The sequence below is a fragment of the Buchnera aphidicola (Schlechtendalia chinensis) genome, from assembly GCF_001648115.1.
In the GTDB taxonomy this organism is placed as follows: Bacteria; Pseudomonadota; Gammaproteobacteria; order Enterobacterales; family Enterobacteriaceae; genus Buchnera_B; species Buchnera_B aphidicola_N.
In genome coordinates this window covers 301031-317070 of record NZ_CP011299.1, presented here as the reverse complement: position 1 = coordinate 317070, position 16040 = coordinate 301031, and the positions used below count along the sequence as shown (strand labels likewise).

The window sequence follows — 16040 nt, the reverse complement described above, 5'->3', positions numbered from 1 at the left end:
CTAAAATGTATAACGCTTTATTCTTATAATTGAGAAATTTGTACATAAAATGTATACTTTTCTCTTAGTCAAATTTTATTCAAATCAATAATAAAAAATTTTGAAATATCATATACTAATATTTTAACATCACTATTTTCAATAGTAGAAATATTCTATTATCTTAAAAACATATATTTAATAAAAACAACTAAATAAGAAATTTGCAAAATATTTAAAAAACCTCGTAAAATACATTAAATCTTCATATAATAAGACGTTAACAAAATTAAACGGGGTTATAAACATTAATAAAGGTAATGTCTAAATTACTTACGTTTCTAATCCATTCAGTTAGTGCTATTATTCCTCCGCATTCACTAGCATGATGACCAATTGAAAAAAAATGAAAGTTATTTTCTTTAGCAACGTGGATTGTTTCTTCTGATACTTCACCAGTTAAAAATGCATCAATTCCAAATTGTGCAGCTGCATTAATAAAACTTTGTCCCTTTCCACTACACCATGCAACTTTCATAATTTTTTTAGACGCATTACACTCATAATGGAAAGGAATTCTTCCAAATCGTTTTGTTATTGTTGCAATCATTTCTTTTGCAGTAACTTTTTCTTTTAATATACCCCATGGAACTAATGGTAGTATGTATCCTTTTAATTTTATATCTAACATCTTTCCAATTTGAACGTTATTTCCTAATTTTGGATGGTAATCTAAAGGTAAATGCCAACAATATAAATTAATATTGTTTTCGAGTATAGTTTTTATTCTGATTCTAAGCATACCTTTTATAGTTTTTTCGCTATTATTCCAAAAATATCCATGGTGTACTATTACAGCATCTGCTCTCTTTTTAACCGCAATATTTAACAACTCTTGGCATGCTGTTACTCCAGTTATAATTTTTTTAATTTTCTGAGATCCTTCTATTTGTAATCCATTAGGAATACAGTCATTAAATTGTGCAGAATTTAATTTTTTGTTAATTACATTTTCTAATACAGTATTTTTCATATTTTGTATGCATTTATGATGTGAATTTTGCCAATTTAAAAATTTTTATTGCTATTTTTCTGGAACTAATAAGATTGACTATCGGTTCAGGATATTTAATTGTTGCTTTTATGCTATTACTCCATAAATGAGGATCATGAATTATACTTATAGGAACTTTTTTTAATTCAGGAACATATTTTTTAATAAATATTCCCATATTATCAAACTTTTTAGATTGTACTATAGGATTAAAAATACGAAAATATGGAGCACTATCGTTTCCGATAGAAGCAATCCACTGCCAATTTCCATTATTTAATGCTAAATCACCGTCAATAAGTTGCGAAATGAAATATTTTTCTCCATTTCTCCAATTTATTAATAAATTTTTTACTAAAAAACTAGCAGTGATCATACGAATACGATTATGAATCCAACCTATTTTATTGAGTTGTCGCATTCCAGCATCTATAATAGGAAATCCTGTTCTTCCATTTTTCCACGCATGAAAATGTTTCTCATTATTTTTCCATTGTATACGTTTTTCCCAGTTACATAGTACTTGATTCTTGCTTAACAATGGATAAAAATATAGTAAATGTTTAAAAAATTCACGCCAAATCAGTTCATTGATCCAATTACATGTTCCAACCGTATATGTATTTATATTAGAATGATATTTTAAAAAGATAGATAAACATTGTATGGGAGATAGTACTCCAATAGATAAATAAGCAGAAATCATACTAGTGCTATTTAAAGATAAGCAGTTTCGGTTAATGTTGTAACTTTGTATTTTATTTTTAAGAAATAATTTTAATTTTTTTAATATCTTCTTTTCTCCTATTGGAAATAGCTGTTTATAGAATTTTTTAATGGGAAATTGCAATAATGAAATTTTAAAATTGTTTTTTTTTACAAAAATTTTTCGCTTTTTTGGTATTGAATATTCATTAAAATTGTTTTCGGATAACGACATTATACATTTTTTTTTGAAATGACTATATTTTTTATACATTTCTCCTTTTTTATTAACAATTGATCCAGGTTCAAATAGTGTAGAATTATGAAATCCTTTTGATAAAATAAAATTTTTTTTAAGTCTTTTCGCAACTATATTGTCCCTTTTTTTTTCAAAAAATTCGTATTCATAATTATAATATAATTTTTGTACTTTGTTCTTTTTACAAAATGTAATAAGACAATCAATAGATTTTAAAAAGGTAGAAGATTTACAATAATGTAAAAAAATATTTAATTTCATTAACTCCTTTCTTAAAGAAATAACATGTTCATGTATTAAAATAGCTTTTCTATCAGAAATTAAATTTGTCTTCCATTGTTCAAGAACTGAAATAAAAAGAGCTAAAACAACTGATTTTCTATTTTTACATGCAGAAGCAAGCGCTAGATTATTTCGTATACGCAAATCGTTACGAAACCATACAAGATTAATTGTCATTATACTTTTACACTTAATAATAATTAATTAAAATATTAAACTCAAGAATATAATTTTTATATAAATATTTTTATGATATAATTGCACTGTTTTTATGTGAAATACAATTTCATAATTGATTGTTGTTATTTAAAAAAACAAAGTTATAGCGTATTATATTCTAAAATGTCTTTTAAAAGATTTCGTTCAATATAATGTCATGTGTATATGTTCTGATACGCTCAAAATATTATCACAGATATAAATTCAGAATATATAAATACTGTACTCTATCACATGTGTAAATTTTAAAAACTTTTATAGTAAAATAATTTTTACTATATTCAAAGTAAACAAAAGGTTATATATGACAAAAGATATAGGAATTTTTTATGGTAGTGATACAGGTAATACAGAAAAAACAGCGAATAGTATTCAAAAATGTATAGGATATAATATCTCTACTATTTATGACATTGCGAATTCTAAAAAAGAAGATTTAGAAAAACATAGTTGCATTATATTAGGAGTTTCTACATGGTACTATGGAGAACTTCAATGCGATTGGGATGATTTTCTTCCAATTTTAAAAAAAATTAATTTTAATAATAAAACTGTTGCATTTTTTGGATGTGGAGATCAAGAAGATTACTCTGACTATTTTTGCGATGGAGTGGGGATATTATTTAATGCTATAAAAAAATCAAATACTAATTTTATTGGAAAATGGCCTTCTAGTGGTTATTCATTCGAAAGTTCTAAAGCGCTTTATGATAAAAACAATTTTTTAGGGTTGATTATAGATGAGGATCGACAACCAAATAAAAGTCAGGAAAGAATAGAAGAATGGACAAAAAAAATAAAAATAGAATTAAAAATAGAATAAAATTTTGTTACAAAGTAAGCTTTTATAAAGCGCTTTTAAATTATAAAAAATATAACGAATATTTCATATGACATTATGATTATAATGTCAATATGAAATATTTAAATTTTACATGAATAATTATATAAATAATTTGTAATTATTAGCTTATTAGCTCAACTAGATCTAACACTTTACTAGAATATCCATTTTCATTGTCATACCAGGCTATCAATTTTGAAAAATGTTTATTTAAACACAAACCAGCAGAAGCATCAAAAATAGAAGTGAGTTCACTTCCATTAAAATCTGATGATACTACTTTTTCGTCGGTATAACCTATTACATTTTTCATATTAGTTTCAGAAGCTATTTTTATTTTTTGACATATTTCTAAATAAGTAGCTGGTTTTTTAGTACGAATTGTTAAATCTATTACAGAGACATTAGCTGTTGGAACACGAAAAGCAATTCCTGTCAATTTATTATTTAGTTCGGGTAATACTTTTCCTACAGCATTCGCCGCTCCTGTAGTAGAAGGAATAATATTTTGTAAAGCACTTCTTCCTCCTCGCCAGTCTTTAGATGATACTCCATCAACTGTTTTTTGAGTAGCTGTAGTAGCATGAACTGTTGTCATCAATCCTTCTATGATTTCAAATTCATCATTTATAACTTTTGACAAAGGAGCTAAACAATTTGTGGTGCAAGATGCATTCGAAACTATTTTTTGACCTGAATATTTTTCAAAATTAGCTCCTCTTACAAACATAGGAGTATCATCTTTAGATGGACCAGTTATTATCACTTTTTTAGCTCCAGATTTTATGTGTTTGTAAGCTTCTGAGGTAGTCAAAAACACTCCAGTAGATTCTATTACTACATCAATATCTAAATCTCCCCAACATAAATTTTCTGGATCACGTTCATTTGTTACATGTATTTTTCTATTATTTACAATAAGAAAGTCGTTTTTGCTGTTTATAGTTCCATGAAAACTACCGTGTGTAGAATCGTATTTTAACATGTATTCCATATATTTTGTGTCAATAAAATCGTTTATCGCTAATATTTCGATGTTAGAACGCAATTGAGCTAATCTAAACACCATTCTTCCTATTCTTCCAAAACCGTTAATACCTATTTTAATTGTCATATGTTTACCAACTGTTTTTAAAAAAGCGTTTCATAAAAATAAAATTATGTTAAATAAAATAATGTTCTTTAATAAATTTTAAAATTGTACATATTTTTTAAAATTTTTGATAATAGCAATGTTTTATTTTTAATTATAATTTAAATATAATTCATATTTATACAATATAATATTTTATCTTGTTTAAAAAATTCGTATCAAAAAATATTTTTTTAATCTTACGTTCAAAAATAGTATTTCTAAAACGTTGATGAATTTTGCGTTTGTGTTTTTTATAACGCACACTTTTAAGTCTTTTATTAGTTACCTGCATTATTTACCTTAATAAATTTTACATAAAAATTTAGTGAAGCTTTCAATAAGTACTTACAAATTTTAAGTGTGCTTTAATCTTAAATTACATTTCTAATATTTTTTAAAAATTTCATTAAATTAATTTTACTAATATAGTAATGAGAATAGAAACTGATTGTACATTCTATAAAAATATTTTTATAAAAAATTATTAATTTTTAAAACTTTAAGCATAGTAGTACTATTGACATTTTTTAAAATTCTATGAAGGTTATATACTATTAATGAAAATTAATAGTGATTGAAATAATATTTAAGAAATATCAGATACTATTAATGTCTTGATATTATGTGGTATGTATTACTGTAATTTAAATACTAGATCTTTATATAAATATTTCAAGTACGTACAATTATAAATTTATAAAATTTTAGTTATTTAAATAAATGTCTAAAAAAGATTTCTATTTTTGAAATGTTTTTATTTCATATTGAGATATTTTTGAAAATTTATTATAAAGTTATAAACAACGTCATATCTATGTTATTTATTTTAAAAAAATACTTTTAAAGAAGCATTTCTAGAAATCGATATTTTAAAATTGCAATTACTGATAATAATTAAATTTATTATTTTTTTTAGTGAGAAAGATGTTTTTATAATTTTTTGAAATTTAATTCAATTTCTAATGGTATATTTTAAAAAAAAGTAAAACTATATACGACTATTGTAAACATTGTTTTACATTTTAAATTAAATTTTAGAATTAATTTTAAAAATTTTTTAAAACTCTTTGTATTCATATCTAATATAGATCCATTAAAATAACCGAATTAGATTTTATAACAAATTTTATAACATTAATATTTCTTATTAGTTGGTTACTAATTTATTTAAACAACGTTTTCGCATTTAAATGTCTTGCAAAAACTGATGTATATATTTAAATTTTCATAATTTTTTCTTGATTAAAGTAAATAAGAAACGAATTGCACTTTAGTTATATTAAAATTTAATAATTAATACAATTAATATATAAATTCTAAGTATCTATTTTAAAAAATGAATTAGATTTGGTTTTATTTAAAAATTATACATATTATTACTTAAAAATGTTACTAAATTGAGATAATCTAACTACTTTTATAATGTAGGTAACAAAATCGTTTTATCTAATTTAGAAAATTGATTATAGATTATATCTTGTGATTTTTCATGAGAATAGAAAGATATTTTCTAAAATATTGTTTTGACCTTTTTTATTAATTTAAAATTTATATATACGCTTTAAATGTCAATAAACAAATTTTAATTATACACTGATTTTTTTAATAAATATATTGTAGTTATTTTACGATAAAGACAAAAAATAAAAAATATGTTATAGAAAATGTGTTAAAAAATTACTATAAGACAGTAAAATAGAAAAATAGAAAGTTTAAAAAATATTTTTAAAATTAGTAGTAATCATAAATATTTATATATAATTATAAAATTATAGAAAATATCTGTAAACATTTTTGTGTACAGTTAAATAAATCTTAAAATTTAAAAATTAGTATAGTATTAAATTTGAATATTACTAACATTTGAAATACAAGAACATATTTTTAAATTTATAATATACAAATTAGTAAAGACAACTGAATTAAAGTAAAAATTGTAATAATCTAATAAAATAATAACTTTTTTATGTATTTTCTACGTATATAGATTTTAATAATTCACATTATTTGCATTTTAGTTTTTGCTTTAAAATTTTTGAAATAATTATAATGTCTAATAAATTTTAAGTCACAATGCAATTTTTATAGTATGATTCTTAAAATTACGTAAAAATTGAAATAAACTTTTTAATTTTATAAAATTTAAAAAATTTCACTTTTATTATTTACAAAAAGTGTCTACCAATTTAAATATGTTATTTTTAAAAGAAAATATTTGAATGTTGAAAGTTAATTAAAACTTATGCTCTTTTTTTTAAAAATATTATAAATATCAACGTATTTTTTTAATTTTTCAAATGATTGATTACATAATAGTTTTTAATTTCTGATAATATATAATTATTATGATTTTCTGAGTAAAAGTTAGATAAATCGTTTTCCAAATTTATAGATAATATTAGCACAATACAAATTTTAATGCGGATTTAAATAATAACGCAACTAAAATAATTTCAGAAATTTTATGTGTTATTTTAGAAAATTTTAAAATTGAATCTTAATAGACATTAGTTCATAAATTTAAGTATAGGATTTAAACTCAATAATTTATATGATCTATATCATTTCTCGAGATTTTTCAAAGAATCATATTAATATTAATAAAAATTATTTTAAAAAGTACAAATTTTAAAATAATAAACAATTTTTAATTGTAAAATTAAACAAGAACTAAACTTACACTTTTTCAATAAAAGTAATTTAAATTTTCAATCAAAAATTTTAGCTCTTTCTCAAAAAAACAAACTATATATATCGTATAAACAAAAAATAATAATATGAAAGTTTTAAAAGATGTTTACAATGTTAATATTCATCACGATCTTAGAATCTTTCAAAAAAAATTATAATTAAGCATACGAATAAAAATATGAACATTTTTTTAATTATGTTTTAAATGTTTTAAAAATTTTGAGAAAATATAATTTTTATATTAGAAATTTCATATTTCATTACCATTGAATAAATAGTAATTAGTATTGTATTTTTTATAGTAAAAATACAAAGTAAGAAAAATTTTACGTCAAATTAAAATTTGATTTTTTTTAAATGAGATTTAAAACAATATGAAAAATATAGTTTATGTTTCTAGCGCAAATAGTCAACAAATCGAAGTATGGGAGTTAAACCCAGATTCGTCTTTATATTTAATTCAAATATTAAAATTAAAAGGTGAACCTCAACCCATCTTAATTTCAAGTGATAAGAAGCGTTTATATGTAGGTATACGTCCAAAATTTCGAATTTGTTCACACATAATTAATTCGAATGGAACGTTAGAAGAAATTGGATATTCTAATATTTCATTCAGTGTTAATCATTTTTCTATCAATGAATCTGAAACGCATCTGTTTTCTAGTTCTTATCATTACAATTGTATTAATGTTTCTCCAATTGACTCATCTGGATTTATACATCCAGTAATACAAACAATAAATGAAATAAAAGGTTGTCATTCATCTCTAGTCTATAACAAAAACGTATTTGTATCATCTTTAAAAGACAATCGAATATATTTGTATAATTTCACAAAAGAAGGAATTCTCGTAGAACATAAAAAAAAGTTTATATCTTTCAAAAAAAACTGTGGACCAAGACATATTATTTTTCAAAAAAATATGAATCGATTATTTAGTATCAATGAAATTGATGGAACTTTAAGTATTCTAAACGTTAGTTCATTATGTAATCGAATTACCTTTAAAAAAAATATTGATATTATCCCTAATAAAAATCAGAAACCCGCATGGTCTTCAGACATTCATATATCTCCATGTACAAAATTTTTGTATGCGTCTGATAGAGGAAATAATAGTATAACAATTTTAAAAAATCACAGCGATATCAATTCTATAAAAATACTAGGATATGTTCAAACAGAAGTACAACCAAGATCATTCGACATTAGTAAAAATGGGAAAAACTTAATTGTTGCTGGAGAATTATCTAATAGTATTAGTGTGTATGATCGCAATAAGGTGACAGGATTCTTAAAACTTAAAAATAGGTATCCAACAGGAAATAGACCTGTATGGATATCTATTCATGAAATTTCTTAGGACAATAAAAAGTTCTAGAAATAATATTTTTAAAAAAATAAAATTCAACGTTATCTTAAAAAGGAATATTCGTAATTTAATGCAATAGAAATACAATAGATAAGTTTTTTAAGAGATTTCATATCAATAATATATGGTGGAATTAAATAAATTACTTTCTTAAATGGTCGAATCCAAACATTATTTTTTACGAAAAATTTTTGAATATTTGCAATATCTATAAATTTTATACATTCAACAACACCAATAGCGCCTAAAACTCGTATGTTTTTTACCTCTGGATGATTTAGTAATGGAAATAAATTTAATTTTAAGCACTGTTCAATGTCATTAACTTGTTTTTTCCATTTGTTTTCTTGTAACATTTTTATATTTTCATTTGCTACTGCGCATGCTAGTGGATTAGCCATAAAAGTAGGTCCGTGCATAAAACATCCCGATGAACTATTACTAATAGTTTTCGAAATTTTTCTTGTAGTTAATGTTGCAGATAATGTTATAGTTCCTCCTGTCATAGCTTTTCCGATACAAAGAATATCTGGAACAACATTAGAATGTTCAAAAGCAAAAAGTTTTCCAGTTCTTCCAAATCCTGTAGCAATTTCATCTAAAATTAGTGGAATTTCAAATTTATCGCATAAATATCTAACTTTTTTTAAAAATGTAGGATGATAAAAATGCATTCCTCCAACACTTTGCACAATAGATTCTAAAATTACAGCAGCAATATCATTTTGATATTTTTCAATTAAAATTTTAAACGAATGTATGTCTTGTTCATCCCATTTACTATAAAATGAGCATCTAGGAGAATCGGAAAATAAATTAGTTGGAATAAAATTTTTATACAAATTATGGAAAGAATTATCTGGATCACATACAGAGATAGCAGAAAATGTATCACCATGATAGCCATTTTTAATAGTTAAAAATAATACTTTATTTTTTCCTAATGATTCCCAATATTGTAATGCCATTTTCATTGCTACTTCAATAGAAATAGATCCAGAATCTGAAAGAAAAATACATTCTAAATTTTTCGGTGTAATTTGTATTAATCTTTTACATAATAAAATTGCTGGACAATGCGTTATACCACCAAACATGACATGCGACATTTGATTAATTTGTTTTTTTAAAGCATAATTTAATCTAGGATGATTATATCCATGAATTACTGCCCACCACGAAGACATACCATCAATTAATTTCTGTCCATTCTGTAAATTCAAAAAAATTCCTTTAGCTGACTTTATTAAATAACAAGGAAATGGACGAATCATCGAACTATAAGGATGCCAAATGTATTTTTGATCAAACGCTAGTTTAGATTTACTCATAATATGTTTTATTAAAAAATTAAACGATCATTATAAACCTTTATGTATTTAAATAAATAATTAATTTTTGGAATTAAAAATGAGAAAACAATGGAATTTTAGCCAAGTAAAATCGTTATTTGATTTGCCTCTTTTTGATGTTTTATTTACTGCTCAAACTGTTCATAGAAAAAACTTTAAGAAAAATGAAATTCAAATTAGTACTCTGCTATCTATAAAAACTGGTTCATGTCCAGAAGATTGTAAATATTGTCCGCAAAGCTTTAAATATAAAACTCATGTGAAGAAAGAAAAATTATTAGATATACAGAAAATATTAAGCTACGCTAAAAAAGCTAAAAAAATTGGATCTGAACGATTTTGTATGGGAGCAGCTTGGAAAAATGTTAAAGATAAAGATATACCATATTTAGAAACAATAATTAAAGAAATAAAAAAAATGGGATTAGAAACATGTATGACTTTAGGAACTTTAAATAAATATCAAGCAGAAAAATTATCAAAAGCAGGATTAGATTTTTATAATCATAATTTGGATACCTCAATGAATTTTTACAAAAATATTGTAACAACTAGAAACTACCAGGATCGTTTAAATACTCTAGAAATTGTAAGAAAATCTGGAATAAAAGTTTGTTCAGGGGGAATAATAGGATTGGGAGAACAAGTTAATGATAGAATAGAGTTATTATTACAGTTGTCTAATTTGTCTGAAGTTCCAGAAAGCATACCAATAAATATGTTAGTAAGAATTAAAGGAACTCCTATGGAAAATAATCGAGAGGTAGATGTGTTTGATTTTATAAGAACTGTTGCAGTAACTCGAATAATGATGCCTAAATCATATATACGATTGTCAGCCGGAAGAGAAAACATGAATGAACAAACTCAAGCTATGTGTTTTATGGCGGGTGCTAATTCTATTTTTTATGGGTGTAAATTGCTTACAACATCTAATCCTGAACAAACAAGTGATTTAAATTTATTTAAAAAATTAGGATTACATTCGAAAAATAATCAAATTGATTTTAAAAATTACGAAAATTTAAATAACGTTCCACAAAAAAATGAAACGATTTCTAATAAAAATTATTATAATGCAGGAATACTGTAACATATAAAATGTTATGCGATAAATATTTTCTCTGAAAAGTTTAAAATACAAATTGAATTTTTTTAAAAACTGAAATCAGTGATTTTATTTTTTTAAATAATATTTTTTATTGAAAAAATAAACATAATAAATTTTTGCAAATTTTGAATTTGCTAATGTGAAATTGGATCTAAATAGATCTAATTTCATGATCTAACGTAATATTATTAAATTTATCTAAAAAATTAATTTATTTTTTAAGAAAAATTTTTATAATAATTAAATTATCAAGTATTATTTTTTGGAAGAATGTTTATGAATAATTGTTGGTTTGTTACTGGCACAGATACTAATGTTGGGAAAACAATTTGTAGTATATTTTTATTAAAATTAGCACGTCAATACGGATATAATACATCTGGATATAAACCTATTGCTTCTGGAACTAAAAATCATAGTTATAAAAATGACGATGCAATTTTTTTACAGAGGTTTAGCACTGTAAAATTAAGTTACAAAGAAGTTAATCCATTTTCTTTTCTAGAATTTACTAGCCCAAATATTTCTAGTAAAAAAAATTTTATGCCTATTTGTACTAATGTATTATCTTTGGGCTTAAAAAATTTAAAGAAAAAATCTAATTATATATTAATAGAAGGAGCAGGAGGATGGTTTACTCCACTATCAAAAAAAAAACTTTAGCTGATTGGGTTGTAAAAGAACAATTAAATATTATTTTAGTAGTTGGAATAAAGTTGGGATGTATAAATCATGCTATTTTAACACAAAAAGCTATACTGGATTCAGGTTTAACATTTTCTGGTTGGATTGCAAATCACATACACCCCAAGAACGAATATGACTTTGAATATGTTGACACTTTAAAAAACTTTTTAAAATCTCAATTTTTGGGTTGCGTAAAATATTTTCGTTATCCAAAAACGTTCTATAATTCAAAAATTACGATATCATTACCAAATACTTTTTAAAAAGTAATTTTTGTTATTTACAAAAGTTGTACTAATTTAGTGTAAGTGTATATAAAAAATTTATACTACTGATAAATTATAAAAAATATAAATTTTATAAAATTCAAATCATTGTGATTTGTAAACAGGAAATGATTTGCACAAATCCAAAATTTTACTTTTTATTTTTAGAATTTTATGAGTATTTTTAACATCGTCTAATATATCACTAATCCAATGCGATAATTTATATACTTCCTTTTCTTTTAAACCTCTTCGAGTGATTGCTGGAGTACCTATTCGAATTCCTGAAGTAATCAATGGACTTCTAGGATCGTTTGGTATACTATTTTTATTTACTATAATATTTGCCATATTTAATGCATCTTCTGCTTTTTTACCTGTTAAATTTTTTTTAGAAAGATCTAAAAGTAACAAATGATTAAATGTATTTTCTGAAATTACTACATGCTCTCGATCTTTAAAAATTTTTGTCATAAGTTTAGCATTTTTTATTACCTGACTTTGATACTCTTTAAAAGAAGGGTCCATAGCTTCTTTAAAAGCAACTGCTTTAGCTGCAATAATATGCATTAATGGCCCACCCTGGCTATAAGGAAAAACTGAGGAGTCTAATTTATTATGCAAAAATGTGTTTGTATCTCCCTTGGATAGTATCAATCCACCTCTTGGTCCAGAAAGAGTTTTATGTGTAGTAGCAGTAACAACATGAGCATGCTTTAACGGGCTAGGATACAAATTTGCGGCTACTAATCCTGCAACATGCGCCATATCTACGAAAAGATATGCTTTTACCGTATTTGCAATTTTTCTGAGTAATTTCCAATTACAAATACCAGAATAAGCAGAAAAGCCTCCAATAATCATTTTTGGTTTATGAATATTAGTTAAACTTTCTATTTGAGAATAATCAATATTTCCATTACAATCTAATCCATAAGTAATCGCGTTATATAACTTTCCAGAAAAATTCACTTGCGACCCATGTGTTAAATGTCCACCATGAGAAAGACTCATACCTAATATAGTATCTCCTGGATTTAATAATGCACTATATACAGCAAAATTAGCTTGTGATCCAGAGTGGGGTTGTACATTAGCATAGTCTGCATCAAACAAAACTTTTGCTCGTTTAATAGCTAATTGTTCTACCATATCAACATATTTGCAACCTCCATAATATCTTTTTCCAGGATATCCTTCGGCATATTTATTCGTTAATTTAGATCCTTGTGCTTCCATAACACACGGACTAGCATAATTTTCTGAAGCAATTAATGCAATATGATTCTCTTGACGATTTTCTTCTTTTTTCATAATTTCCCATAAATCTGAATCATATTTCTTAATATTTTTAGAAACGTCGAACATAAACATATCCTTTTTTAAATTTATAATTATTTAAAAATGTATTTTCAATTTAAAGTTTAGACATTTCATCAAAATTATTTTTACCAGTACTCGTGGCAAAAAAAAGTATTGAAATTTTATAGATAATGTTTTTCAAAAAATAACTTTAATTCATGAATTACATTTTCAAATAAAGATATTTTCTGTTTTTTAAACTTTAAATCTTTTATTAATATTGTTTTATTTTTTTCTTCTATAGATCCTAAAAGTAGTACTATTCGAGCTCCTAATTTATTTGCTTTTCTAAACTGTTTATTTATGCTACTTTGTGAAAAGTTTACTTGAACCTTTTTACAAGGTAATTCTGTACGTATATTTTCAGACAACTGTATTGCACGTAATTCTATACTCTTTTTTAAAAATATAATGAAAATGTCTACAACATTTTTTATTTCTAAAAATTTATTATATGATTTTAAAACCATTATTAAACGTTCCATGCCAATAGCGCAACCAACAGCAGGAACAGAAGGAATTTTTAAAAAATTTGATAAATAATCGTATCTACCACCAGCACAAATAGTACTTTTTGATTTTAATGTATCTATTGTCCATTCAAAAACTGTGTTATTATAATAGTCTAATCCTCGAACTAATTGATAGTTAGTTATGTAAGATATTCCAACTTCATCCATATACTTACACAACTTTTCAAAATGTTTTAAAGAATCGTCATCGATGTAATTTATTAAAGAAGGAGCACAATTAATAAGTTCTTGTATATTACTATTCTTACTGTCCAAAATTCTCAACGGATTTGTATACAATCGACGCTTACAGTCTGTGTCTAATAAAGATTCATGTCTTTTGAAATATAAATATAATAATTTTTTATAATGAGATCGAGTATTAATTGACCCTATAGTATTTAATTCCAATTTAACAAAATGAGAAATTTTTAAGACTTTCCAAATTCTTTGAATTAACATAACAATTTCTAGATCAGCATGAGGACTAGACAAACCAAAATACTCAATTCCCAATTGATGAAATTGCCTATATCTCCCAAATTGGGGTTTTTCGTAACGAAACATTGGACCTAAATACCATAATTTTTGCTCAGAATTTCTTAGTAATCCATTTTTAATACAAGAACGCATACATCCCACTGTTCCTTCTGGTCGAAGTGTAAGACTATTACTGTTTTTATCTTTAAAAGAATACATTTCTTTTTCAATTATATCAGTAATACTTCCAATTCCATGCTTAAATAATTCTGTTCTTTCTATAATAGGAAAGCGAATTTCTTGATAATTATAACTATCTAGTATATTAAATAAAATTTTCTCTACGCATTGCCAAATATTAACATCTTTTGGGACATAATCATGCATACCTTTTACAGACTGAATTATTTGATTCAATGTATTTTACCTTTCTAAAAAATTTGAGTATTAAAATATACAATTCATAATTTAAAATAGATATATTTTAAATTCAAACTTTATCTTAACTTGAAATTAATTATGTTGAGAGTATTAACTCTCTAGATTTTTTTCGTATTTTGTGTTCTAACTCGTCAATTATTTCATCATTATTAATACGTTTTAATTGACGTATTCCATCTTCATATAGAACGCTATTCTTTCTATAACCAGTAATACCTATAGTAGAAGTAAGTGCCTCTCCTAAACCGTTTACGATACATCCAATAATGGAAACGTTCATTGGAGTGTTTATGTCTTCTAATCTCTTCTCAAGTATCTTAACTACCTTTATAACATCAAATTCTTGACGAGAACAAGTTGGACAAGCAATAAAATTAATACCTTTTAAACGAATATGCAAAGCTCTAAGAATATCAAACCCTACTTTTACTTCTTCAATGGGATTTTCTGCTAATGATACCCTAATAGTGTCTCCAATTCCGTCTAATAAGAGCAATCCAATTCCTATTGAAGATTTTACTGTACCATTTCGAAAACCACCAGACTCAGTTATACCTACATGCAACGGTTGACTAATTTTTTCTGCTAACATTTTATAAGATTTGACGGCTATAGATATATCAGATGATTTTATGCTAACTTTAAATTTATCAAAATTAAAATTATCAAGATAATTAATATGTCTCATAGCCGATTCTAATAACGCTTCAGATGTTGGGAATTTATATTTTTCTAGTATATCTTTTTCTAATGATCCTGAATTAATTCCAATTCTAATTGGTATATTATTATATTTTGCACAATCTATTACTTGTTTAATTCTATTTTTATTTCCGATGTTTCCAGGATTTATTCTTAAACAATCTGCACCATCATTTAATACTTTTATTGCAATTTTGTAATTAAAATGCACATCCGCAATTAATGGAATATCTACTTGTTTTTTAATTTTTTTAAAAGCTTCCGCAGCTTCTAATGTAGGAACAGAAATTCTTACAATATCTGCTCCAACATTTTTTAATTTAATAATTTGGGATACTGTAGAAGAAATGTCAGTAGTCTCAGTATTCGTCATTGTTTGAACAGAAATAGGTGCATTATTCCCAATTGGAACATTTCCAACATTAATTCGATCTGATGTTCGTCTTTGAATATGCTCTTTCATATTTTTTTTATCCGTTTCCATATAAAAGTGTTCTATTAAATGATTGCATTTTTATAGCTTCCATATACATATTGTTATTTTCCGCAATATAGTAATTTTTTAAAAGCAACCATAACAAAA

10 protein-coding genes and 1 pseudogene are annotated in these 16040 nt (G+C 24.3%); 4 read left to right on the top strand and 7 right to left on the bottom strand.

The window, feature by feature from the left end; all coding sequences use genetic code 11:
* Positions 1–268 precede the first annotated feature (268 nt).
* Positions 269–1012, bottom strand: a complete 744-nt coding sequence (locus XW81_RS01400) for a Nif3-like dinuclear metal center hexameric protein (RefSeq protein WP_075474177.1) — start codon at positions 1010–1012, stop codon at positions 269–271.
* A gap of 13 nt (positions 1013–1025) precedes the next feature.
* Entirely contained in the window at positions 1026–2456 is a 1431-nt protein-coding gene (phrB, locus tag XW81_RS01395) for a deoxyribodipyrimidine photo-lyase (RefSeq protein ID WP_075474176.1), read from the bottom strand.
* Positions 2457–2802: 346 nt separating this feature from the next.
* Here phrB and fldA point away from each other — a divergent pair, with 346 nt between their 5' ends.
* Positions 2803–3321: a flavodoxin FldA gene (gene fldA / locus XW81_RS01390; RefSeq protein WP_075474175.1), complete on the top strand. Its 519-nt coding sequence runs from the start codon at positions 2803–2805 to the stop codon at positions 3319–3321.
* A gap of 142 nt (positions 3322–3463) precedes the next feature.
* Here fldA and gap read toward each other — a convergent pair whose 3' ends face one another.
* Positions 3464–4456, bottom strand: coding sequence for a type I glyceraldehyde-3-phosphate dehydrogenase (gene gap, locus XW81_RS01385; RefSeq protein ID WP_075474174.1), 993 nt, complete (start codon positions 4454–4456; stop codon positions 3464–3466).
* Between the two features lie 3086 nt (positions 4457–7542).
* On the opposite strand from gap, the gene XW81_RS01380 reads away from it, so the two are divergent.
* The gene (locus XW81_RS01380) at positions 7543–8535 is read left to right on the top strand and encodes a beta-propeller fold lactonase family protein (protein ID WP_075474173.1); all 993 of its coding nucleotides are present in this window, start codon (positions 7543–7545) and stop codon (positions 8533–8535) included.
* 50 nt (positions 8536–8585) lie between these two features.
* On the opposite strand, the gene bioA is transcribed toward XW81_RS01380, so the two are convergent.
* Entirely contained in the window at positions 8586–9875 is a 1290-nt protein-coding gene (bioA, locus tag XW81_RS01375; RefSeq protein ID WP_075474172.1) for an adenosylmethionine--8-amino-7-oxononanoate transaminase, read from the bottom strand.
* Between the two features lie 79 nt (positions 9876–9954).
* Here bioA and bioB point away from each other — a divergent pair, with 79 nt between their 5' ends.
* Positions 9955–10989 carry a biotin synthase BioB gene (gene bioB / locus XW81_RS01370; protein ID WP_075474171.1) on the top strand — a complete coding sequence of 345 codons (1035 nt, stop codon included), beginning with the start codon at positions 9955–9957 and terminating at the stop codon, positions 10987–10989.
* A 288-nt stretch (positions 10990–11277) separates the two neighbouring features.
* Positions 11278–11957, top strand: a pseudogene (gene bioD, locus XW81_RS02970) (dethiobiotin synthase).
* A 108-nt stretch (positions 11958–12065) separates the two neighbouring features.
* Here the strand turns inward: bioD and glyA are convergent.
* The 3 genes from glyA to ispG all read right to left on the bottom strand — a co-directional run bounded on the left by glyA (position 12066) and on the right by ispG (position 15920).
* Positions 12066–13334 carry a serine hydroxymethyltransferase gene (gene glyA, locus XW81_RS01360; protein ID WP_416377904.1) on the bottom strand — a complete coding sequence of 423 codons (1269 nt, stop codon included), beginning with the start codon at positions 13332–13334 and terminating at the stop codon, positions 12066–12068.
* A 110-nt stretch (positions 13335–13444) separates the two neighbouring features.
* Positions 13445–14731 carry a histidine--tRNA ligase gene (hisS, locus tag XW81_RS01355; RefSeq protein WP_075474169.1) on the bottom strand — a complete coding sequence of 429 codons (1287 nt, stop codon included), beginning with the start codon at positions 14729–14731 and terminating at the stop codon, positions 13445–13447.
* A 100-nt stretch (positions 14732–14831) separates the two neighbouring features.
* The gene (gene ispG, locus XW81_RS01350) at positions 14832–15920 is read right to left on the bottom strand and encodes a flavodoxin-dependent (E)-4-hydroxy-3-methylbut-2-enyl-diphosphate synthase (protein ID WP_082252581.1); all 1089 of its coding nucleotides are present in this window, start codon (positions 15918–15920) and stop codon (positions 14832–14834) included.
* Positions 15921–16040 lie beyond the last annotated feature (120 nt).

Excerpts from the sequence above, each read along its gene's own strand:
- XW81_RS01400 (WP_075474177.1), bottom strand. The coding sequence starts at position 1,012 with ATGAAAAATACTGTATTAGAAAATGTAATTAACAAAAAATTAAATTCT.
- phrB (WP_075474176.1), bottom strand. The coding sequence starts at position 2,456 with ATGACAATTAATCTTGTATGGTTTCGTAACGATTTGCGTATACGAAAT.
- fldA (WP_075474175.1), top strand. The coding sequence starts at position 2,803 with ATGACAAAAGATATAGGAATTTTTTATGGTAGTGATACAGGTAATACA.
- gap (WP_075474174.1), bottom strand. The coding sequence starts at position 4,456 with ATGACAATTAAAATAGGTATTAACGGTTTTGGAAGAATAGGAAGAATG.
- XW81_RS01380 (WP_075474173.1), top strand. The coding sequence starts at position 7,543 with ATGAAAAATATAGTTTATGTTTCTAGCGCAAATAGTCAACAAATCGAA.
- bioA (WP_075474172.1), bottom strand. The coding sequence starts at position 9,875 with ATGAGTAAATCTAAACTAGCGTTTGATCAAAAATACATTTGGCATCCT.
- bioB (WP_075474171.1), top strand. The coding sequence starts at position 9,955 with ATGAGAAAACAATGGAATTTTAGCCAAGTAAAATCGTTATTTGATTTG.
- glyA (WP_416377904.1), bottom strand. The coding sequence starts at position 13,334 with ATGTTTATGTTCGACGTTTCTAAAAATATTAAGAAATATGATTCAGAT.
- ispG (WP_082252581.1), bottom strand. The coding sequence starts at position 15,920 with ATGAAAGAGCATATTCAAAGACGAACATCAGATCGAATTAATGTTGGA.